18 protein-coding genes are annotated in these 21,952 nt (G+C 71.7%); 7 read left to right on the top strand and 11 right to left on the bottom strand.

Translation table 11 applies throughout. The features are described 5' to 3' along the window. Positions 1-44 precede the first annotated feature (44 nt). The 5 genes from AMK26_RS05075 to AMK26_RS05055 all read left to right on the top strand — a co-directional run bounded on the left by AMK26_RS05075 (position 45) and on the right by AMK26_RS05055 (position 6,181). A complete protein-coding gene (locus AMK26_RS05075) occupies positions 45-731 on the top strand; it encodes a hypothetical protein (RefSeq protein WP_073752311.1) in 687 nt (228 codons plus the stop codon). A gap of 49 nt (positions 732-780) precedes the next feature. Continuing rightward, positions 781-1,593: a DsbA family protein gene (locus tag AMK26_RS05070; protein WP_073752309.1), complete on the top strand. Its 813-nt coding sequence runs from the start codon at positions 781-783 to the stop codon at positions 1,591-1,593. Positions 1,594-1,696: 103 nt separating this feature from the next. After that, positions 1,697-3,352, top strand: a complete 1,656-nt coding sequence (locus AMK26_RS05065; protein WP_073752307.1) for an alkaline phosphatase D family protein — start codon at positions 1,697-1,699, stop codon at positions 3,350-3,352. A gap of 325 nt (positions 3,353-3,677) precedes the next feature. Next, positions 3,678-4,673, top strand: coding sequence for a zinc metalloprotease (locus tag AMK26_RS05060; RefSeq protein ID WP_241837789.1), 996 nt, complete (start codon positions 3,678-3,680; stop codon positions 4,671-4,673). A gap of 20 nt (positions 4,674-4,693) precedes the next feature. Beyond that, complete coding sequence (locus tag AMK26_RS05055) at positions 4,694-6,181, top strand: serine/threonine-protein kinase (protein WP_073752303.1); 1,488 nt, start codon at positions 4,694-4,696, stop codon at positions 6,179-6,181. Between the two features lie 4 nt (positions 6,182-6,185). Here the strand turns inward: AMK26_RS05055 and AMK26_RS05050 are convergent, their stop codons facing one another. Then, entirely contained in the window at positions 6,186-6,800 is a 615-nt protein-coding gene (locus AMK26_RS05050; protein WP_073752301.1) for a dienelactone hydrolase family protein, read from the bottom strand. Between the two features lie 30 nt (positions 6,801-6,830). On the opposite strand from AMK26_RS05050, the gene AMK26_RS05045 reads away from it, so the two are divergent. Then, positions 6,831-8,045, top strand: a complete 1,215-nt coding sequence (locus AMK26_RS05045; RefSeq protein ID WP_079277443.1) for a mechanosensitive ion channel family protein — start codon at positions 6,831-6,833, stop codon at positions 8,043-8,045. A 424-nt stretch (positions 8,046-8,469) separates the two neighbouring features. Here the strand turns inward: AMK26_RS05045 and AMK26_RS05040 are convergent, their stop codons facing one another. From AMK26_RS05040 to AMK26_RS05020, 5 genes are read right to left on the bottom strand one after another with little or no spacing between them, the layout of a single operon-like run. Further along, positions 8,470-10,056 (bottom strand): Na+/H+ antiporter, encoded by a 1,587-nt coding sequence (locus AMK26_RS05040; protein WP_073752299.1) that lies wholly within the window; start codon positions 10,054-10,056, stop codon positions 8,470-8,472. Positions 10,057-10,114: 58 nt separating this feature from the next. Next, positions 10,115-10,582, bottom strand: a complete 468-nt coding sequence (locus AMK26_RS05035; RefSeq protein WP_073752297.1) for a GNAT family N-acetyltransferase — start codon at positions 10,580-10,582, stop codon at positions 10,115-10,117. Next, on the bottom strand, positions 10,579-11,520 hold the full coding sequence (locus AMK26_RS05030; RefSeq protein ID WP_073752296.1) for an RluA family pseudouridine synthase: 942 nt from the start codon (positions 11,518-11,520) through the stop codon (positions 10,579-10,581). Before AMK26_RS05030 ends, AMK26_RS05035 begins: the two co-directional genes overlap by 4 nt. 17 nt (positions 11,521-11,537) lie before the next feature. Next, positions 11,538-12,098, bottom strand: coding sequence for a signal peptidase II (gene lspA / locus AMK26_RS05025; RefSeq protein ID WP_073752295.1), 561 nt, complete (start codon positions 12,096-12,098; stop codon positions 11,538-11,540). A 58-nt stretch (positions 12,099-12,156) separates the two neighbouring features. Beyond that, positions 12,157-14,001: a TraR/DksA family transcriptional regulator gene (locus tag AMK26_RS05020; protein ID WP_107420859.1), complete on the bottom strand. Its 1,845-nt coding sequence runs from the start codon at positions 13,999-14,001 to the stop codon at positions 12,157-12,159. A gap of 570 nt (positions 14,002-14,571) precedes the next feature. On the opposite strand from AMK26_RS05020, the gene ileS reads away from it, so the two are divergent. Next, entirely contained in the window at positions 14,572-17,703 is a 3,132-nt protein-coding gene (gene ileS / locus AMK26_RS05015; RefSeq protein ID WP_073752294.1) for an isoleucine--tRNA ligase, read from the top strand. 475 nt (positions 17,704-18,178) lie between these two features. Here ileS and AMK26_RS05010 read toward each other — a convergent pair whose 3' ends face one another. The 5 genes from AMK26_RS05010 to pgeF form a co-directional block, all read right to left on the bottom strand. Next, positions 18,179-19,300 (bottom strand): DivIVA domain-containing protein, encoded by a 1,122-nt coding sequence (locus AMK26_RS05010; protein ID WP_073752293.1) that lies wholly within the window; start codon positions 19,298-19,300, stop codon positions 18,179-18,181. Positions 19,301-19,356: 56 nt separating this feature from the next. Next, on the bottom strand, positions 19,357-19,653 hold the full coding sequence (locus AMK26_RS05005) for a YggT family protein (protein ID WP_073752292.1): 297 nt from the start codon (positions 19,651-19,653) through the stop codon (positions 19,357-19,359). Between the two features lie 69 nt (positions 19,654-19,722). Next, the gene (locus AMK26_RS05000; RefSeq protein WP_073752289.1) at positions 19,723-20,349 is read right to left on the bottom strand and encodes a cell division protein SepF; all 627 of its coding nucleotides are present in this window, start codon (positions 20,347-20,349) and stop codon (positions 19,723-19,725) included. Between the two features lie 142 nt (positions 20,350-20,491). Next, positions 20,492-21,211 carry a YggS family pyridoxal phosphate-dependent enzyme gene (locus tag AMK26_RS04995; protein ID WP_073752280.1) on the bottom strand — a complete coding sequence of 240 codons (720 nt, stop codon included), beginning with the start codon at positions 21,209-21,211 and terminating at the stop codon, positions 20,492-20,494. A gap of 5 nt (positions 21,212-21,216) precedes the next feature. Continuing rightward, complete coding sequence (gene pgeF, locus AMK26_RS04990; RefSeq protein ID WP_073752278.1) at positions 21,217-21,951, bottom strand: peptidoglycan editing factor PgeF; 735 nt, start codon at positions 21,949-21,951, stop codon at positions 21,217-21,219. Position 21,952: the final 1 nt, after the last annotated feature.

Genomic DNA, 21,952 nt, shown 5'->3' with positions numbered 1-21,952 from the left:
CCTTTAGGGACCGCTTACACGCAGGCGTGGCAAACTCACGGACGATGGACGAGATATCCGGGACCCGGCTCAGGTGGCTGCGGGCGGCGTTCTTCACGGCACTCGTCGTGACGCTGTCCGTGGCCTCCCATGTGCTGCTGTCGGCGGTCCCGCTGCCGCTGACGACCGTCGCCGCCGTCGCGGCCGGGGTCTTCGGCGTCGCGTACGCGCTGGCGGGCGCCGAGCGCGGGTACTGGCGCATCGCGGGGCTGCTGGTGCCGCTGGAGCTGGCCGCCGACACCGTCTTCACCGCCGGTCAGCACGTCTGTTACGGCCCGGCCGGCGGCCCTGTGGCGGGGTCCCTGCGGTCGGTCGGCGTCGATGTGCTGTGCGGCGGCGGTGTAGGCACCCCGCTGCCCGGTGTCGCCGCCCCGGACGGCGGGGTCGCCGCCCTGCTCCGCTCCCCCGACCCGGCGCTGCCGTGGCTGCTGCTGGCCGCGCACGTCTCCGTCGGGCTGCTGGCCGCGGCCTGGCTGCGGCGGGGCGAGAGCGCGCTGGCCGGGCTGGTGCGATCGGTGGCCGCCTTCGCGTTCCGGCCCCTGCTGATCGCGGTCGCCGCGGTGGCCGCACCGCGCCCGGCCGTGCGGCGGGGCCCCCGGCCCGCGAGCAGGCCGCGCCCGTCCCGTACCCGTCTCCTCGTGCACTCCGTGGGGCGGCGTGGACCGCCGTGCCGGACGGCCCTCGCCGCCTGAGCACAGCAGTCCCCCCTTTACGCACGGATTTCCCACGGAGAACACCACCATGAGTGCACGCAACAGCCAGGCCAACAAGGCAGCCGCCCGCGAACGGCTCCGCCAGGAGCGGGAGCGTCAGGCCAAGAAGGAGAAGATCCGCCGGCAGGTCACCGTCGGCGTCTCGGCCCTCGCCGTCCTGGCGGTGGCCGGCGGCGTCGGCTACGGCGTGATGCAGGCGAACAAGCCGTCCCACTGGGAGGCGGCGAAGGACCGGACGAGCGTCACCGCGCCGAAGAACACCTCGGGCGACAACGGCACCACCCTCGTCATCGGCAAGCCGGCCGCGAAGAAGACCCTGGAGCTGTACGAGGACTCGCGCTGCCCGATCTGCGCGACGTTCGAGCAGCAGGTGGGCGAGACGATCGAGAAGGACGTCGCTGCCGGGAAGTACAAGCTCAAGTACGTCGGCGCCACGTTCATCGACAACTCCGACCAGGGCGAGGGCTCCAAGAACGCCCTCTCCGCGCTGGGCGCCGCCCTCGACGTGAGCCCCGAGGCGTTCCTCGACTACAAGGCGGCCCTCTACTCGGCGAAGTACCACCCCGAGGAGAGCAAGGACAAGTTCGCCGACGACTCCTACCTCCTGGAGATCGCCGGCACCGTCCCGGCCCTGAAGAGCAACGCCGAGTTCAAGAAGAACGTGGAGGAGGGCACCTTCGACGCGTGGGCGATGAAGATGTCCGAGTCGTTCGACAACAGCGGGGTGAAGGGCACGCCGACGGTGAAGATGGACGGCAAGACCGTCACCGACGCGCGGGGCAACGCCCCCATGACGGTGCCCGAGTTCACCGTCGCGATCGACAAGGCGCTCAAGGGATAACAGGGACGGCGGAGGCGCGTGCAGCGGCTTTCGGCCAACGGGAGGGTGAACTCTGTGGAGTTCACCTGCCCGTCTGTTCTACCGATCAGTAATCTGATCGGCCGTGACCAGTCGATTCCCTTCCGCTCCCAGCCGCCGCACGGTCGTCAAAGCCGCTGCCGCCACCGCTGTCGCCGCTCCCGTCCTGGCCTCCGCCCCGCCCGCCACGGCGGACGTCCGGGCCCCTGCCTTCCTCCACGGGGTCGCCTCCGGTGACCCGCTGCCCGACGGCGTCCTGCTGTGGACGCGGGTGACCCCGTCCCCCGACGCCCTCCCCGGCTCCGGCAACGGCCCGGACACCGAGGTGAGATGGGAGGTCTCGGAGGACAGAGCCTTCACCCGGACCGTGGCGCGCGGCACCGTCACGGCGACGGCCGCGTCCGACCACACCGTCAAGGTCGATGTAAGGGGACTGCGCCAGGAGACCGTCTATTACTTCCGCTTCACCGCCGGTACGGACGCCTCGGCGGCCGTCTCCCCGGTGGGCCGGACCCGCACCACCCCGGCCGCCGGCGCCACGACGGCCGGGGTGCGCTTCGGCGTGGTCTCCTGCGCCAACTGGGAGGCCGGCCACTTCTCCGCGTACCGTCATCTCGCCGCCCGGACGGACCTGGACGCGGTCCTCCACCTCGGCGACTACATCTACGAGTACGAGACGGGCGGCTACCCCCGACCCGACTACGTGGTCCGGCAGCACGAGCCGAAGCACGAGATCGTCACCCTCGCCGACTACCGGCTGCGGCACGCCACCTACAAGACGGACGGCGCCCTCCAGGCCCTGCACGCCGCGCACCCGGTGATCGCCATCTGGGACGACCACGAGATCGCCAACGACGCCTGGTCGGGCGGCGCGCAGAACCACACGCCGGGCACGGAGGGCGACTGGGCGGCCCGCGCGGCGGCCGCCAGGCAGGCGTACTTCGAGTGGATGCCGGTCCGCGCCTCCACCGAGGGCACCGTCTACCGACGGCTGCGCTTCGGCAGGCTGGCCGACCTGCACCTGCTGGACCTCCGCTCGTTCCGCTCGCAGCAGGCCTCCATGGGCAGCGGCGAGGTCGACGACCCGGACCGTACGATCACGGGCCGCGCCCAACTGGACTGGCTGAAGGCGGGACTGGCGTCCTCCGACGCAGCCTGGAAGCTGGTCGGCACCTCGGTGATGATCTCGCCGGTCGCCTTCGGCTCCCTGCCGGCCCATCTGCTGGGTCCGGTCGCGGAGCTGCTGGGCCTGCCCAAGGGCGGCCTGGCGATCAACGTGGACCAGTGGGACGGCTACACGGACGACCGCAAGGAACTGCTCGCCCACCTGACGGACCGGTCCATCACCAACACCGTGTTCCTGACCGGTGACATCCATATGGCCTGGGCCAACGACGTCCCGGTGACGGCGGCCACCTACCCGACGTCACGGTCGGCGGCGACCGAGTTCGTGGTGACGTCGGTGACCTCCGACAACCTGGACGACATCCTCCATGTCGCGCCCGGCACGGTCTCGCTGGTCGCGGCGGCGGCGATCAGGGGTGCCAACCGCCATGTGAAGTGGGTGGACATGGACAACCACGGGTACGGCGTCCTGGATGTGACCACGGAGCGCTCGCAGATGGACTACTACACCGTCTCCGACAAGAGGAAGCCGGACGCGTCCTCGGCCTGGATCCGCTCCTACCGGACGCGCAGTGGAACGCAAAAGGTCGAGCGGGTGTACACCCCGGTTCACTGACGGACCGTCAGCGGCGTTTTCCAGCCAATCCTCTGCTTGTTAACAGGAGATCACAGAGCCGTGGCGGGCGGCGTGTTCCGCGGATCGAATGGGGACACACCGCCCGCCACTGGTACCGGGTTCGTTACGTGGAGATCTCGAAGTCTGGGACTGACCGAAGGATTTCTCCCCGATGTCTTCAATTACTCAACGATTGATTGGGCTTGTTCAATGCTCATCAAGATCTGACATGGCCACGTAATCTCCCCGCGGTGGCGAGGAAGGCCCTCCCCACAACCCCCCGCGAGGAGTCACCATGCGTGCTCTTGCCCGAATATCTCCGCGTATGCACCGCCGTGCTCTCGGTACGGCGGTCATGGCCGGATCCCTGGCCCTCTTCCCGCTCTCCGCCCCGACGAGTGTCGCCGCCGCCACGTCGCCGGTCACCGCCGCCGCTCCCACCGCCGCCGCTCCCACCGCCGCCGAGGAGTGCGCCGACGGTTCGGGCGCCGCCGCCACCGCACGCGAGATCCACCCCGAGGGCGCCGGTCACGCGCACGAGCCCAACGAGATCACCGACGCCAAGGCCAAGGCCATGGAAGCGGACCTGAAGAGGAGACTGGAGGCGGCACGGGCCGACGGCAGCCGCCTGAACGTCGCCGCCGCCACCACCATCCCCGTCTACTTCCACGTCATCCACGACGGCGAGACCGGCAAGCTCTCCGCCACCGACATCGGCCGCCAGATGGCCGTCCTCAACTCCGCCTTCGGCGGCCAGGGCACCGGCAACGCCGACTCCGGCTTCCAGTTCTCGCTGGCCGGCACGGACTACACGGACAACCCGGCCTGGTACAACCTCAGCTCCGGCTCCCCCGAGGAGAAGGCCATGAAGTCGGCGCTCCGCAAGGGCGGCGCCAACGCGCTCAACTTCTACACCGCCAACCTCAGCGGCGGGCTGCTCGGCTGGGCCACCTTCCCGTCCTCGTACAAGTCCAACCCGACCATGGACGGTGTCGTCGTGCTCGACGCCTCCCTCCCGGGCGGCTCGGCCACCAACTACGCCGAGGGCGACACCGGCACCCATGAGGTCGGCCACTGGATGGGGCTGTACCACACCTTCCAGGGCGGCTGTAACGGCAACGGCGACTACGTCACCGACACGCCCGCCGAGAAGAGCCCGGCCTACCAGTGCCCGACCGGGCGCGACACCTGCGTCAACAAGACGGGTGTTGACCCGATTCACAACTTCATGGACTACACGTACGACGCGTGCATGTACCAGTTCACCGGGGGCCAGGTGCAGCGCATGAAGGACCACTGGACGGCGTACCGGGCCGGCTGACTTCCCTCTAACCTGGCGCCATGAGTGCGCCGGGGGACGTGATCGACGGTCGGTTCGAGCTGCTGCAACGGCTCGGCAGCGGGGGCATGGGCACGGTGTGGCGGGCACGCGACACCGTGCTCCACCGCGAAGTGGCCCTCAAGGAGGTGCGGTACGACGCCGGCGCGGCCGGCCCCATGAGGGAGCGGGTGCTGCGCGAGGCACGGGCGCTGGCCCGGCTGAGCCACCCGCATGTGGTGACCGTCCATCACATCGTGGACGTACGGCCGCACCCATGGATCGTGATGGAGCTGCTGCCCGGAACCTCCCTCCAGGACCGGATCGCCGCCCAGGGCCCCCTGCCACCGGTCGAGGCGGCGCGCCTCGGCCGCCAGGTGCTGGCCGCGCTGCGCGCCGCCCACGCGGCCGGGATCCAGCACCGCGACGTCAAGCCCGCGAACGTCCTGCTGCGGGCGGACGGGAGCGCGGTCCTCACCGACTTCGGGATCGCCGCGCTCCAGGGCTCCACCTCGCTGACGGCGACCGGCGAGCTGGTCGGCTCGCCCGAGTACATGGCGCCCGAGCGGATCCGGGGCCTCGACAACGACCCGGCCTCCGACCTGTGGTCGCTGGGGCTCGTCCTGTACGTGTGCGTGGAGGGCGTCAGTCCGCTGCGCCGCGCGACGACGCTGACCACGCTGGCGGCCGTCCTCGACGACCCCGTCCCCCCGCCCGTACGCTCCGGGCCCCTCGCGCCCGTCCTGAACGCCCTGCTGGTCCGCGACCCGGCGGCCCGTCCCGACGCCGCCCGCCTGGACGCCATGCTCGCGCTGGCGGAGACGGGGACGACGCCCCCGCCGCACTGGTCGGCGCACCCGACGGTCACGTCGGCTGCGCGCCCGGCGCCGACGCCCCCGCTCACGCTCCCGCCCCCCGACCGCCCGGCCCGCAGCCGTACCCCCGTCGTGGTCGCGGCCGTCGCGGTGGCCGTGGCGCTGGTCGCCGCGACCGCCCTGGTACTGGTACTGCGCGACGGGCCGGACACGAGCGCCGAGGGCCGGAACGGCTCGACCCCGCCGCCGACCGCCACCCCCACACCCACCCCCAGCGCCCCGCCGACCGCCACCCCCACCACGAGCAGCCCGGCGCCTGCCCCACCGCCTCCGCCTCCGCCTCCGCCCACACCCTCCGACCCGCTGGCCGACAGCTGGATCGCCCAGCTCGCCTCCGTGTCCAAGTCCTCGGGGACCGGCGCCCGGGCGCGCATGGCCTCGTCCCTCCGCGACAAGGGGCTGGAAGAAGCCGACTACCTGGACAGCGACGCGTACGCCTCTCTGCGCCCCGGCTACTGGGTGTTCTACGTGCCGGGCTTCGACAGCGGCACGGAAGCCGCCCAATGGTGCCGGTCCGCGGGGCTCACCTCCAGGAACGACTGCCTCGGCCGCTACCTGAGCCACCGCCCGTCGGACTTCGGCTACCAGTGCGCCCCCGGACCCGGCGCCGTCAGCGGCCGCTGCACGCGCGCGTGAGCCGCTACGACTCCGCCCGGTCCGCCCGGTCCGCCCGGTCCTCCAGCTCCTCCAGCTCCTCCAGGAAGGACAGTGCGATCGCCCAGGTCCGCTCCGCCGCCTCCTCGTCGTAGTCGGGCAGCTCCGGGTCGGTGTACAGGTGCCCGGCCCCCTGGTAGCGGTGGATCTCGGTGTCCGCGCCCGCCCGCCGCATCTGCAGGTACCAGGCGTTCAGCCAGTCGTGCGGCTCGAACGGATCGGGGTCGGCGACATGCAGCTGTACGGGAAGCTCGTCCACCGACGCGTTCGGCGCGATGTCCGACGTACCGTGCAACAGCAGCAGCCCCCGCGCCTTCTCGTCACCGAGCGCCATGGTCTGCGCGATGGACGCGCCCATCGAGAACCCCGCGTACACGAGCCCTCGCTCCGAGTACGGGGCGGCGGCCATGACGGCCCGCTTGAGCAGCTCCTCCTTGCCGATCCGGTCCTTGATCGCCATGCCCTCCTCGATGGTGCCGGCCGTTTGACCGTCGTACAGGTCGGGCACGTGCACGTGGTGCCCGGCGGCACGCAGCCGGTCGGCTGCGGCGTACACGGCCGGGCGCGGACCGTAGGCCGAGTGGAAGAGCATGATGTCCATCCGGCCATCCTGCCAGTTGGATGCGGAGCCATGGAGAACGCACTGCGCCCGTTGACCGTCGTCGGTGGCTCGGTGGTGCTCACGCTGATGGTCGGCTACCTCGTCGACGTCACGCTGCGCCGAGCCGATGCCCGGCACCACGAGACCCCGCTGTGGGGGCTGCTGCGCCGCTGCCGGCTGCCCCTCCAGGTCGTCCTGCTCACCGCGCTGCTGCGCGGCTCGTACGCCCAGACGCGCTGGCGGCTCATCGTGGAGCACGAGGCCGGGATAGGCCAGGTGCTGTCGCTGGTACTGATCGGGGCGAGCGCCTGGCTGGTGGTGCGGATCGCCGCGGCCATAGTGGAGTCCAGTTACGCCCGCTACGCCTCGTCCACCCGCGACGCGGCGCGGGTGCGCCGGGTCCGTACCCAGGTGACGCTGATCATGCGGATCGTCACGGCGGTGGTCGTCGTGGTGGCGGTCGCCGCGATGCTGCTGACGTTCCCGGACTTCCGGACGATCGGTACGTCGATGCTGGCGTCGGCGGGCATCATCGGCATCGTCGCCGGTGTCGCCGCCCAGTCCACGCTCGGGAACCTCTTCGCCGGGTTCCAGATCGCCTTCGGCGACATGGTGCGGATCGGCGACACGGTCGTGGTGGACGGCGAGTGGGGCGTGGTGGAGGAGGTCACGCTGACGTTCCTGGCCGTACGGACGTGGGACGAGCGCCGGATCACGATGCCGGTGTCGTACTTCACCAGCAAGCCGTTCGAGAACTGGTCGCGCGGCGGCGCCCAGATGACCGGCACGGTCTTCTTCCACCTGGACCACTCGGCGCCGGTGAGCCTGATGCGCGAGAAGCTCAAGGAGATCCTCGCGAAGTGCCCGGCCTGGGACGGCCGCGACTGGTCACTGGCCGTCACGGACACCACGCCGAGCACCATCCAGGTGCGCGCGGTCGTCACCGCGAAGGACGCGGACGACGTCTGGACAGTGCGGTGCGTCGTACGGGAGCAGATGGTCGCCTGGCTGTGCGAGAAGCACCCGTACGCGCTGCCGCGCATCGCCACGTCCCCGGCGTCCCTGCCCCCGGACGGCCAGTGGCCGGAGCGCGGCAAGGCGGCCACCCGCCCGCCGCGCGCGTCGGAGGTCCTCAGCAACAACGCGGACCGCTACGTCCCTGACGGCGACGCCCCGGCCAAGGACGCCTACGCCCTCGACGGCGAGCCCCCGGCCAAGGACGCCCCCCGCACAGGCCGCGGCTGACGAAACGCCGCCCGGAGCGGCACACAGCGGCACCCTGACGGGCGGGGCGGAAGCGGAGGCGGGGTCGGGCTCCGCCCGGGGGCGGGTTCTGCCCGCGGGCGGGTCCGGGCGCCGGGTGCCGGGCGCGGGCGTCAGCCAGTGCCGACCGGCCTGCCGGGCGCGGGGGTCAGCCAGTGCCGACCGGCCTGCCGGGCCCGGGAGGGGCGTGGTGGGCCTGCGGCCGCCGGGTACGCTCCGGGCGCCGGGGTGTCAGCGCGGGTGCCCGGCCTCGGGACGGACCGCAACGGGGTTGCCCCTGGGCCGGCGGGCGGCTGCCCGTGCCCGGCAGGCGGCCCGCGCGGATGTCAGGGCCGCGGGGCCCGGCCGACGGGCGCAAGCCCCGCTCGTCAGGGGGCGCGCCCCACGCGGGCGCGACCGGCCCGCGTCAGCGGAGGCTGCGGACGTCCAGGTGGCGCAGTACGCGGTCGACGACCTCCGGGTCGGCGCCGGGCTCGCTCCGCGCGGAGAGGACCTCGTGGCGGGCGGCCGACATCAGTTCCCGCTGGATGCGCTGCATCGCCCTGAACCGCTCCGCCCGCTTGGCGGAGGCCGACCGCCGCTCCTCGTCCACCAGGTCGGGACTGATCCGCGCCCCCACGTCGAACGCGACGCGCTGCAGCCGCTCCTGGAGGTCCTCCGGCAGGTCCTCCACCTCCTGGATCTCCTTGAGGCGCCGCTTCGCCGCCCCGGCCGCCCGGACGGCGAGCTTCCGCTCCAGCTCGCGCTCCGCGTCCGTGTCGGCGCGTACGCCCAGCCTCCGCACGAGCCACGGCAGCGTGAGGCCCTGGAGGACGAGGGTCGCCATGATGACGCAGAACGCGATGAAGACGATCTCGTCCCGCCCCGGGAACGGCGCCCCGTCCTCCGTACGCAACGGGATCGCGAGCGCCAGCGCGACCGAGGCCACACCCCGCATGCCCGACCACCACATGACGACGGTCTCCCGCCAGCTCATGGGGATCTCCTCGTGGTAGTCCCGGCGCGTATGGAGCCGTTTGGCGAGCCACGTGGCCGGCAGCAGCCACAGCAGCCGTACGCCGACGACGCACGCGACGATGGCCGCGCCCCACCCCAGCATCCGCAGCTCCCGCCCGTCGGCCGTGCCCAAGACGTTCTGCAGCTCCAGGCCGATGAGCCCGAAGGCGATGCCCGTGACGAGGGTGTCGACGATCTCCCAGAAGGTGCGGCCGGCGATCCGGCCCATCACGTCGTCGGCGTCCGTGGCGTGTTCGGCGAGGAACAGCGCGGTGACGAGGACGGCGAGGACGCCGGAGCCGTGCAGCTCCTCGGCGAGGACGTACGACACGAAGGGCACCAGCAGCGTGAGCCCGGTCTGGAGCGTGGCGTCGCCCAGCAGCCCCATCAGCTTGTTGGAGAGCCAGCCCAGCGCGAACCCGACCACGATCGCGACGACGGCGGACAGCACGAGTTCACCGGCCGCGCCCGCCCAGGAGAACGTTCCGCCGACCACCGCGCCGATCGCCACGTGGTACAGCACGATCGCCGTGACGTCGTTGAACAGCCCCTCCCCCTCCAGGATCGACACCAGCCGGCGCGGCAGCCCCAGGGAGCCCGCGACGGCGGTCGCGGCAACCGGATCAGGGGGCGCGACCAGCGCGCCGAGCGCGACGGCGGCGGCGATCGGCAGGCCGGGTACGACGGCGCTCGCCACGGCCGCGACGGCGGCCGTGGTGACGAACACCAGCGCCACCGCGAGCAGGAAGATGGGGCGCCGGTTGGCCGTGAACTGCCGCCACGACGTCCGCTGAACCGTCGCGTACAGCAGCGGCGGCAGCACCAGCGGAAGGATGAACTCCGGCGGGATCTCCACGTTCGGCACGAAAGGCAGCAGCGCCAGCACGATGCCCGCGAGCGTCATCAGCACCGGGGCGGGCAGACCCAGCCGTTCCCCAAGGGGCACGGTCAGCACCGCCCCGAGCAACAGCACGAGCATCAGAGCCAGCTGGTCCACGGTGCGCCCTCCGGCCGTTCACACGACGACGATCAGGCCTTCAACCCTGCCACGCGCGTCACAGCACCCGGCGCATCGCGAGGTGCGGTATCCCCGCGTCCTGGAACTCCTCGCCGTACGCCTCGTAACCGAGCCGTTCGTAGAACCCGAGCGCCTGCGTCTGGGCGTGCAGGTCCACCACCGTCAGGCCACGCGCGCGTGCCGCGTCCTCGATGGCACGCACCAGGGCCACGCCGACGCCGAGGCCTCGCGCCGCCCTGGACACCGCGAGCCGGCCCAGCGAGCCCACGCCCTCGGCGCCGCCTGTCTTGGCCGCCGCGTCGGCCCCGTACAGCAGCCGGCCGGTCCCCAGGGCGACCCCGTCGGCGCGGCGGACGGCCAGCACATGGACGGCGGTCGCGTCGTACGCGTCGTACTCGATGTCCTCCGGTACGCCCTGCTCGGCGACGAAGACCTCACGGCGGACGCCGAAACCCGCCTCCCGGTCGGCCTCGCTCACGGCCTCCCGTACGACGAACTCGCTCACGCGCTCTCCGCCGCGATCGTGTCCAGGGCGCCCTGCAGGTCGGCCGGGTAGGTGCTCTCGAACTCGACCCACTGGCCGTCCGCCGGGTGCTCGAAGCCCAGGCGCACGGCGTGCAGCCACTGCCGGGTCAGGCCGAGCCGCTTCGCCATCGTCGGGTCGGCCCCATAGGTCAGGTCGCCGACGCAGGGGTGGCGATGAGCCGCCATGTGGACCCGGATCTGGTGGGTCCGCCCCGTCTCCAGCTTGATGTCGAGCAGGGAGGCCGCGCGGTACGCCTCGATCAGGTCGTAGTGCGTCACCGAGGGCTTGCCGTCGGCGGTCACGGCCCACTTGTAGTCGTGGTTCGGGTGGCGTCCGATCGGCGCGTCGATCGTCCCGCTCAGCGGGTCGGGGTGTCCCTGTACGAGCGCGTGGTAGCGCTTGTCCACCGTGCGCTCCCGGAACTGCGCCTTGAGCAGCGTGTACGCCCGCTCCGACTTGGCCACGACCATGAGCCCGGACGTACCGACGTCGAGGCGGTGCACGATGCCCTGCCGCTCGGCCGCGCCGGACGTCGAGATCCGGTACCCGGCCGCCGCGAGGCCACCGATCACGGTCGTCCCCGTCCAGCCGGGGCTCGGGTGGGCGGCCACGCCGACCGGCTTGACGATCACGACGATGTCGTCGTCGTCATGCACGATCTCCATGCCCTCGACGGGCTCGGCGACGATCTGCACGGGGATCGGGGCTCCGGGCATCTCCACCTCGAGCCACGCGCCACCGCTCACCCGCTCGGACTTGCCGACGGCGGCGCCGTCGACGAGCACCTTCCCGGCAGCGGCCAGCTCGGCCGCCTTGGTACGGGAAAACCCGAACATACGGGCAATGGCGGCGTCGACGCGCTCACCTTCGAGGCCATCGGGAACGGGCAGCGTACGGATCTCGGGAATCGTGCTCACCCGTCGAGTATGCCTTGTCAGTCCTTGTGGACGGTCCCGTCGGGGTCCAGCCCCTTGAACGACAGGATCACAATGAGGAACCCGCCACACACGATCGCCGAGTCCGCCAGGTTGAACACCGCGAAGTGCGCCGGCGCGATGAAGTCGACGACCGCGCCCTCGAAGACGCCGGGCGAGCGGAAGATCCGGTCCGTGAGGTTGCCGAGCGCGCCACCGAGCAGCAGGCCCAGCGCGATCGCCCAGGGCAGGCTGTAGAGCTTGCGCGCCAGCCGGACGATCACGACGATCACCGTCGCCGCGATCAGCGTGAAGATCGCGGTGAAGGCCTCGCCGATCCCGAAGGCGGCGCCCGGGTTGCGGACCGCCACGAACCTCAGCAGGTCACCGATGACCTGGATCGGCTCGTGGTGCTCCAGCTTGGCCACCACGAGCATCTTGCTGCCGAGATCCAGCAGGTAGGCCACCAGGGCCACGGCGAGCAGCGCGGCGATGCGGCGCTTGCCCTTGGGCTGCTCGGCGGGCGCCGCAGCCTCGTCGTCAACATCCGGCGTACCGATGATGCGCTCCGCCTCTGCCACGTGAGTCCCTCAACCTAGGTGCCTACTGTGCACGAGGGTACGGCACACACGTACGGGTTCAGCCTCGCCGTTCCTGCTTCTGCTTGTCCTCCACGCACAGCGTGGCCCGGGGGAACGCCTGCATGCGCGCCTTGCCGATGGGCTTGCCGCACATCTCGCACAGGCCGTACGTCCCCGCGTCGAGCCGTTGCAGGGCGTGCTGCGTCTGTTCCAGGGTGGCGCGGGCGTTGGCGGCGAGCGCCATCTCGTGCTCGCGCGTGATGTTCTTGGTGCCGGTGTCGGCCTCGTCGTGCCCGGCGCCGTCACCGGAGTCGCGCATCAGCCCGGACAGCGCCTCCTCCGAGGCGGCGATCTCCGCCTGGAGGCGCGCCACCTCGCTCTCCAGCCCTGCCCGCGCCTCCGCGACCTCCTCGGGACTCCAGGGCTCTTCCCCGGGCCGTACGGCGAGTTCCTCCGGAGCCGTCTCTGCGACGCCCCGGGCGGGGGGTACGGCCGAGGCGGCCGGCGCCGTGGTCACATCCGCGGTCTTCTTCGCTGCCACTGTCCTGGCTCCTGTCTGTTCCGCGGCCTCGGCCGCCCCCTCGGCCGCGGCTGCGGCCTGTTTCGCGGCCTTCCCGGCCACGCGCTTCTTCCCCGCCCCGCCGGCCGCCGTGGCGGTGGCCCTCTTCCTGGCGGGCGCGGCCGTGCCCGCCGTCCCCGCCGTGACGCCGGCCTTCCCGCGGCCCCCGTCCTCGTCAGCCGCCTGCTTACGAACCGCCTTCCTGGCGGACGTCCCCTCGACGCCGGCAGCGGCCTTCTTGGCAGCCACCTTCTTGGCCGCCGCCTCGTCGCCACCCGCCCCGGCAGCAGCCTTCCCGCCCGCCGCCTTCTTGGCTGCCGCCTTCTTATCCGTGGTCCCCTTGGGGGGCGCCGCCGCACCACCGGTCTCCTTGGTGGCCGCCTTCCTCGCGGGTGCCTTCTTGCCCGCGGCTTCCTTGGCGGACACGTGCCCGCCGGCGGCCGTTCCCCTGCCGACCGCCTCTGCCGCACCGCCCTTCTTTGCCCCACCCTCCTTGGCGCCACCTTCCCTGGCCGCACCCTTCCCGGCACCGGCCGCCTTGGCCGCACCTGCCTTGGCCGCACCCTTCCGGGCACCGGCCTCCTTGGTCGCACCCTCCTTGGTGGCGCCCCTCCTGGCATCGCCCTCCTTGGTTGCAGCCTTCCTGGCACCCCCTTCCCCAGCGCCGCCCTTCCTGGCACCACCCTCCCCGGCACCGCCCTCTACGGCGGCACCCTTCCGGGCACCGCCCTCCCTGGCAGCACCCTCCTTGGCGGCACCCTCCTTGGTGGCACCCTCCTTGACGGCGGCCTTCCTCGGTGGCGCCTTCTTGCCTGCCGTCTTCGTTGTGGAGGCGCCCTCGGCGGCCGCCTGCCCGGCGGTCGGCTCTGCGCCACCAGCCTTCTTGGCGGCGGCTTTCCTGCCCGCCACCCCGCCGACGGGGACGTCCGCACCGGCCGCGTCCTTGGCGGCCGCGCCGGCGCCCTTGTCGGCGGCCGCTGCCCTGGTGGCGGTCTTCTTGGCCGCCGGGCCCGCCCGCTCCGAGGCGGCGCGGCCGGGCGACGCGGCGGCGGCCTTGCGCTTCGGCGAGGCCGGGCCCGCAGCCTCGGCCGCCTCCGCCGCCTCCGCCGTCTCGGCCCGTTTCGCGGACCGGTCCGCCTTCTTCGCCGCGGCGGTACCGCCACGCGCCCGTTCGGCGGTCACCGTCTTGCGGGCCGTGGCCTTCCGGCCGGCGCCCGCGCCGCCCCCCGCGCCGCTCCCCGCCGAAGCCGTGCTCTTCTTCCCCGTCGTGTCCTTGGCCGCCGCGCCCGTGGCGGTGGATCTTGTGGACGCCGTCTTCTTCACGGCGGTCTTCTTCGCCACCATCTCGCGGCCCCTTCACATATTGTGATCTTGCTCGCGAATCGTGCTGGGACGATAAATCGACTCAAGCCCCGCGGCAACGGGGCACGCCGCCGGTCCGGACGCCCCATACCCGCGGCAAGGACAGCCTGCATCCGTTGTGCCCAGCTCCCCGCCCTGTAATCCGCCCCCACCCCTCCCTCCGGCCCGCCGAACCCCATGTGGCCATTCGGGTCACTCACGCACCCACCACCCACCCACCCGAAAACCGGTCGGCCGCTGTCCGCCCGGCCCCTTACACTGGGCGCAGCGAAAGGCTTGGATGGGGACGAGTAGCGTCGTACGCAGCCATGAGCGACCCGGGGACGGTGAGAGCCCGGGGGCGAGCCCGATGTGAAGCATCACCCCGGAGCCGCCGGAAGAACGCCCAACGGGACACCGCAGGGTCAGTAGAACCGGCATCGCGACCCCAATGAGGGGGCTCAGGACGCCCATGAGGCGTCCCGGGCCAAGGAGGGTGGTACCGCGGGAGCCGCGCAGCGCGAGCGCTCTCGTCCCTCCGACGGAACGAGGAACAGTCCGCCGGAGGATTCGATGTCGCAGTACCGCCAGGTACCCGCCCAGGTCGACCTGCCCGCGCTCGAGCACGCCGTGCTCGATTTCTGGCGCGAGGCCAAGGTCTTCCAAAAGTCCCTTGAGCAGTCCGAGGGCCGCCCCGAGTGGGTCTTCTACGAGGGCCCGCCCACCGCCAACGGCATGCCCGGCGCGCACCACATCGAGGCCCGCGTCTTCAAGGACGTCTTCCCCCGGTTCCGCACCATGCGGGGCTACCACGTCGCGCGCAAGGCCGGCTGGGACTGCCACGGCCTGCCGGTCGAGCTCGCCGTCGAGAAGGAGCTCGGCTTCTCCGGCAAGAAGGACATCGAGGCGTTCGGCATCGCCGAGTTCAACGCCCGGTGCCGTGAGTCGGTGACCCGCCACACCGACGCGTTCGCCGAGCTGACCACCCGCATGGGCTACTGGGTCGACCTGGACGACGCGTACCGCACCATGGACCCGGAGTACGTCCAGTCCGTCTGGTGGTCCCTGAAGGAGATCTTCAACAAGGGCCTCCTGGTCCAGGACCACCGCGTCGCCCCCTGGTGCCCCCGCTGCGGCACCGGCCTGTCCGACCACGAGCTGGCCCAGGGCTACGAGACGGTCGTCGACCCCTCCGTCTTCGTCCGCTTCCCGCTGACCTCCGGCCCGCTCGCGGGCGAGGCGGCGCTCCTCGTCTGGACGACCACCCCCTGGACCCTGGTGTCCAACACCGCCGTCGCCGCCCACCCCGAGGTGACCTACGTCGTCGCCACCGACGGCAACGAGAAGCTGGTCGTCGCCGAGCCCCTCCTCGCCAAGGCCCTCGGCGAGGGCTGGGAGGCCACCGGCCAGTCCTTCACCGGCGCGGAGATGGAGCGCTGGACGTACGAGCGTCCCTTCACCCTGATCGACTTCCCGGCGGAGGCCCACTTCGTCGTCAACGCCGACTACGTCACGACCGAGGACGGTACCGGTCTGGTCCACCAGTCGCCCGCCTTCGGTGAGGACGACCTCAGGGTCTGCCGCGCGTACGGCCTGCCCGTGGTGAACCCGGTCCGCCCCGACGGCACCTTCGACGAGGACCTCGACCTCGTCGGCGGCCAGTTCTTCAAGAGGGCCGACGAGGCGCTCACGGCCGACCTCCAGGCCCGTGGGCGGCTCTTCAAGCACATCGCGTACGAGCACAGCTACCCGCACTGCTGGCGCTGCCACACGGCGCTGCTGTACTACGCGCAGCCGTCCTGGTACATCCGTACGACCGCCGTCAAGGACCGGCTGCTCCAGGAGAACGAGAACACCAACTGGTTCCCGGACTCGGTCAAGCACGGCCGCTACGGCGACTGGCTGAACAACAACATCGACTGGGCGCTCTCCCGCAACCGCTACTGGGGCACCCCGCTGCCCATCTGGCGCTGTGAGGAGAACCACCTCACCTGCGTCGGCTCGCTCGCCGAGCTGACCGAGCTGTCGGGCACCGACCAGTCGTCCCTGGACCCGCACCGGCCGTACATCGACGACGTGACCTTCCCCTGCCCGACCTGCCAGGAGACGGCGACCCGCGTCCCCGAGGTCATCGACGCCTGGTACGACTCCGGCTCGATGCCGTTCGCGCAGTGGGGCTACCCCTACCGCAACAAGGAGGTCTTCGAGAAGCGCTACCCGGCGCAGTTCATCTCGGAGGCCATCGACCAGACGCGCGGCTGGTTCTACACCCTCATGGCCGTCGGCACCCTGGTCTTCGACAAGTCGTCGTACGAGAACGTGGTCTGCCTGGGCCACATCCTCGCCGAGGACGGCCGGAAGATGTCCAAGCACCTGGGCAACATCCTCCAGCCGATCCCGCTCATGGACCAGCACGGCGCGGACGCGGTGCGCTGGTTCATGGCGGCCGGCGGCTCCCCGTGGGCCGCGCGGCGCGTGGGCCACGGCACCATCCAGGAGGTCGTCCGCAAGACGCTCTTCACGTACTGGAACACGGTCGCCTTCCAGGCCCTGTACGCCCGTACGTCGAACTGGGCGCCCTCCGCCGCCGACCCGGCCCCCGCCGACCGCCCCGTCCTGGACCGCTGGCTGCTCTCCGAGCTGCACGCGCTGACCGACCAGGTCACGCAGGCCCTGGAGGCGTACGACACGCAGCGCGCCGGCAAGCTGCTGTCCGCCTTCGTCGACGACCTGTCCAACTGGTACGTACGCCGTTCCCGGCGCCGCTTCTGGCAGGGCGACAAGGCGGCCCTCCGCACCCTGCACGACGTGGTCGAGACCGTCACCCGCCTGATGGCCCCCCTCACCCCCTTCATCACGGAGCGGGTCTGGCAGGACCTGGTCGTCCCGGTGACCCCGGGCGCGCCCGAGTCCGTCCACCTCTCCACCTGGCCGGAGGCCGACCTCTCCGCGATCGACCCGACCCTCTCCTCCCAGATGGCCCTCGTCCGCCGCCTGGTCGAGCTGGGCCGGGCCACGCGCGCGGAGTCGGGCGTCAAGACCCGCCAGCCCCTCTCCCGGGCGCTGGTGGCCGCCACCGGCTTCGAGGCCCTGTCCCCCGAGCTGCACGCCCAGATCACGGAGGAGCTCAACGTCTCCTCCCTGGCCTCCCTCTCCGAGGTGGGCGGCTCGCTCGTCGACACGACCGCCAAGGCGAACTTCCGCGCCCTGGGCAAGCGCTTCGGCAAGGGTGTCCAGGACGTGGCCAAGGCGGTCGCCGCCGCCGACGCGGCCGCGCTCTCCCTCGCCCTCCGCAACGGCGAGGCGACCCTGGAGGTCAACGGCGAGACGATCACTCTGGCCCCCGACGAGGTGATCATCACGGAGACCCCCCGCGAGGGCTGGTCGGTCGCCTCCGACGCGGGCGCGACGGTCGCGCTGGACCTGGAGATCACCCCGGAGCTGCGCCGCGCGGGCCTGGCCCGTGACGCGATCCGCCTGATCCAGGAGGCCCGCAAGAACAGCGGCCTGGACGTCGCGGACCGGATCGCCCTGCGCTGGGAGTCCACCGACGCCGAAGTGAGCGCGGCCCTCGCGGACCACGCGTCCCTGATCGCCGACGAGGTGCTGGCCACCGACTTCTCGTCCGCCGAGCCGGACGCCACGTACGGCGAACCGTTCACCGACGAGGGCCTCTCCCTCACGTTCCGCCTCCGCAAGGCGTAACCAGACGGAAGGGCCCGGCCACCACGACGGTGGCCGGGCCCTTCCGCATCCCCACGGCCCGCAGACGGCGTACGACCGGGGCGGGGCCGTGCAGGGTCGCCCCCGCAGAGGCTGGCGGCTCCGTGACGGCTCCCTATCGACGTAACCCGAGGCCGCCGGCCTCGAGGAGGCGAGCCCGGAGGGGCCACGCCCCCCACCCCCCGGCAGGCCGCCCACCCGCACCGAAACAGGCACCGCCCCGGGAGGAACCGCCACAAGGGCACCGCCCCGTCCCGTTGTGCCCACCCTCCCCCAAGCTCTCGGCTTCGCTCGAGCAGGGGGGACCCCCATCGCCCCAGCGGGACGACTGCCCACAACGGGGAGGGACCTCGAAGGCACCGCAAAAAGAGCTGGGGCCCGGGACGTCACACGTCCCGGGCCCCAGCCCGACTGCCTACCGACCGACGGCTACGCCCTCAGCGGGCGACCCGCCCCGTCAGTTGTCGTCCTCGTCGATGAGGAAGCCACGCATCGGCGACGGAGCCTGCTGCATCGGCTGCGGCGCCTGCGGCCGCACCGGTGCCATCGGCTGCGTCATCGCGGGCGACATCTGCTGCTGGCCGCCGTAGGACGGGCCACCGCCCATCGACGGGCCGCCGCCCATGGTCTGGTTGCCGCCGTACGACGGGGCGCTCGCGCCCGCCGACGCCATCGACGGGGACGGCGGCAGCGACGCGGTCGCCGGCGTCCGCGGGGGGGCCAGCGAGTCGTCCGCCTGGGTCTCCAGCTGACGCAGCTGGCTCTCCAGGTAGGACTTCAGCCGCGTACGGTACTCACGCTCGAAGCCCCGCAGGTCCTCGACCTTGCGCTCCAGCGTGGCGCGGGCCGACTCCAGGGAGCCCATCGCGACGCGGTGCTTCTCCTGCGCGTCCCGCTCCAGGGCGTCCGCCTTGGCGCGGGCGTCGCGCTCCAGGCCCTCGGCGCGCGACCGGGCCTCGCCGACGATCTTGTTGGCCTCGGAGCGGGCCTCCGCGATCGCCTGGTCGGCGGTCTGCTGGGCGAGGGAGAGGACGCGGGCCGCGCTGTCGCCGCCGGGGCCCTGACCGGGCTGGGGCATCTGCGGGCCGTGACCGCCCATGGGGCCACCCATGGGACCGCCCATCGGGCCACCCATGGGGCCACCCTGCATGGGACCGCCCTGCATGGGGCCGGGGCCGTGCTGACCGGGGCCGTGCTGGCCGTGCTGACCCTGCGGGCCGCCGTGGCTGGGACCGGCCGGCAGCTGAGGAGCACCACCGGGCAGCTGGGGCGGGCCCATCTGCGGGGGCTGCTGCTGGACCGGCGGACCCGATATCCCGGCGGGCACGGGGGCGCCGGGGCCCACGGGCCGCTGGTCCTGCTGCTCCGGCGGCTTGCGCATACCCTGCTGCTGGTTCTGCGCGGCCGCGCGCGTGGCGGCGGCCAGCTTCGCGCGCAGGTCCTCGTTCTCACGGAGCAGACGCGTCAGTTCGGCTTCGACCTCGTCGAGGAAGGCATCGACCTCGTCCTCGTCATAGCCTTCTCGGAGGCGGACGGTCGTGAACTGCTTGTTCCGCACGTCCTCGGGGGTCAGCGGCATCTTTCCTTCACCTCTACGTAGTCGTCGGCAGTCGGCAGGACCGTATCGCTACACCCTCACACCCTCATCATGAAGCTGTTCACGATGGAGATCAGGATGTAGACGATGATCATCAGAACGAAGAAGGACAGGTCGAGTGCCACGCCCCCGAGACGCAACGGCGGGATGAACCGCCGCAGAAGCTTCAGTGGTGGATCGGTGACAGTGTAGGTGGCCTCCAGAACGACCACCATCGCCTTCCCGGGTTGCCATGAACGAGCGAACTGGAAGACGTAGTCCATGACCAGCCGGAAGATCAGGACAACAAGGAAGCACATCAGAGCGATGTAGATCACTTGTAGTGCGACGCTCATCCCGCGCTTCCCTCTCCCCTGATCCCATGTCCACCGGCCTCCCGGCCGGCCGTTCCCGGTGTCGTGCTCTCAGCTCTGGTTGAAGAATCCGCCCTCTGCGATGCGGGCCTTGTCCTCCGCCGTGACATCGACGTTAGCAGGCGACAACAGGAACACCTTCTGCGTCACTCTCTCAATGCTGCCATGCAGCCCGAAGACGAGACCGGCGGCAAAGTCGACAAGTCGCTTCGCGTCCGTGTCGTCCATCTCGGTGAGATTCATGATCACAGGCGTGCCCTCGCGGAAGTGTTCCCCGATGGTACGGGCCTCGTTGTAGGTCCGGGGGTGGAGTGTGGTGATGCGGTAGGGCTCCCGCTCGGACACAACCTTGGGCATGATCACCGGTGCGTTCTTCTCCAGGCTCGGGCGTTCAGGTGTGATGGATGCCACGGGGGCGATTCGCGCCGGACGTCCGCTTTCAGCGGGAAGCGGAACAGGGTCGCGCTGCACGGGCGGCTGCTGGACGACACGCACCGGCTCCTCGCGCTCCGCCTGGTGCGAAGACTGGTGCGGGGGCTGGTGGCGCCGTCGGTCGCGCTCGGGCTCCGGCTCCAGTTCGGGTTCGAAGTCGTCATCGGGGTCGAAACCCCGGCCGTCGTACCCATCGTCCTCCACGAGGCCGAGGTAGACCGCCATCTTGCGCATCGCGCCGGCCATTCTCTGAGTCCTCCGCTCTGTGGTGGATCGCCCTCACCATTAGTGGGTACAGCGTCACCAAGTACCCGCGATCCACGAGGCCTGTCCGCTGTTCGGCGGAAATGACCATATTTTCTGCTGTGGTCCGACTTGCTTGGCGACGTTACCCGAGCCGGGGTCGGTCTCCGAGTACCGCCGTACCGATGCGCACATGTGTCGCTCCGGCCGCCACGGCGTCCTCGAGGTCCGCGCTCATCCCTGCTGACACCATGTTCGCAGCCGGACGGGACGCGCGCAGGCGGGATGCCAATTCCATCAGCCGATCGAATGCGGCCCGTTCACGCCCCGCGTAGGGCCCGGCCAGCGGCGCGACCGTCATGAGTCCGTCGAGCCGGAGCCCGGGCGCGCCGTCCACCGCGTCGGCCAACTCCTCGACGCCGTCGGGTGCGACGCCGCCGCGCTCACCGCGCTCGCCGGACTCCGCGTCGAGCGCCACCTGGATCAGGCACCCGAGTTCGCGCCCGGCGCGCTCCGCCGCGCCCGACAGTGCGGTGACGAGCTTCAGCCGGTCGACCGACTGCACCTCATGCGCATAACTCGCCACAGAACGGACCTTATTGGTCTGAAGCTGCCCGACGAAGTGCCATGTGAGGTCGAGATCCGCGCACGCGGCGGCCTTCGGTGCCGCGTCCTGGTCCCGGTTCTCGGCGACATGACGGACACCCAGCTCGTGCAGCAGCCGTACGTCGCTCGCGGGGTACGTCTTGGTGACCACGATCAGGGTCACCTCCTCGCGCCTCCGCCCGGCGGCCGCGCACGCGGCAGAGATACGTTCCTCCACTCGCGCCAGGTTCTCGGCGAGCTGAGCCTTGCGGTCCGTCATCTGCGTTATCCGTCCAACCAGACATATCCGGCGAGCCGCCCGGTGGTGCGGTCGCGGCGGTACGAGTAGTGGTCGCGCGATTCGAGCGTGCAGACCTCCGACGAGCGCCGGTCGCGCACTCCCAGCGCGTCGAGCTGGGCATGCACCCCGGCGGTCACGTCCACGGCCGGAGTGCCCCAACTCGTCTCGGCGTGCGCCTCCGGTACGACGGCGGCCACCTCGTCCCGCATGGCCACGGGGACTTCGTAGCAGCGCCCGCACACGGCCGGTCCGGTACGGGCGGTGATCCGGGACGGATCGGCGCCGAGATCGATCATGGCCTTCACGGCGGCCGGTACGACACCGGCGACCATCCCGGGGCGGCCGGCGTGCGCCGCGCCCACCACGCCCGCGACCGGGTCGGCCAGCAGGACGGGCGTGCAGTCGGCGGTCAGCACGGCGAGCGCGAGCCCGCGCCGGGCGGTGACGACACCGTCCACCGCCGGAACGTTCTCGCCCGGCGCCCACGGCCCGTCCACCACGGCGACGTCCCGGCCGTGCACCTGGTTCATCCACACGACCCGTCCCGGGTCGAGCCCCAGCGACTCGGCGGCCAGCCGGCGGTTCGTCGTCACGGAACCGGGGTCGTCACCGACCGCACCGCCGAGGTTGAGCTCTTCGTACGGAACGGCGCTCACCCCGCCCCACCGATCGGTGAAGGCGAAATGCGCGCCGCCCACTGAGTCGTGCTGCCCTATCACG

The sequence above is a fragment of the Streptomyces sp. CB03234 genome, assembly GCF_001905885.1.
Lineage (GTDB): Bacteria > Actinomycetota > Actinomycetes > Streptomycetales > Streptomycetaceae > Streptomyces.
This window is presented reverse-complemented; position numbering and strand designations above follow the sequence as displayed.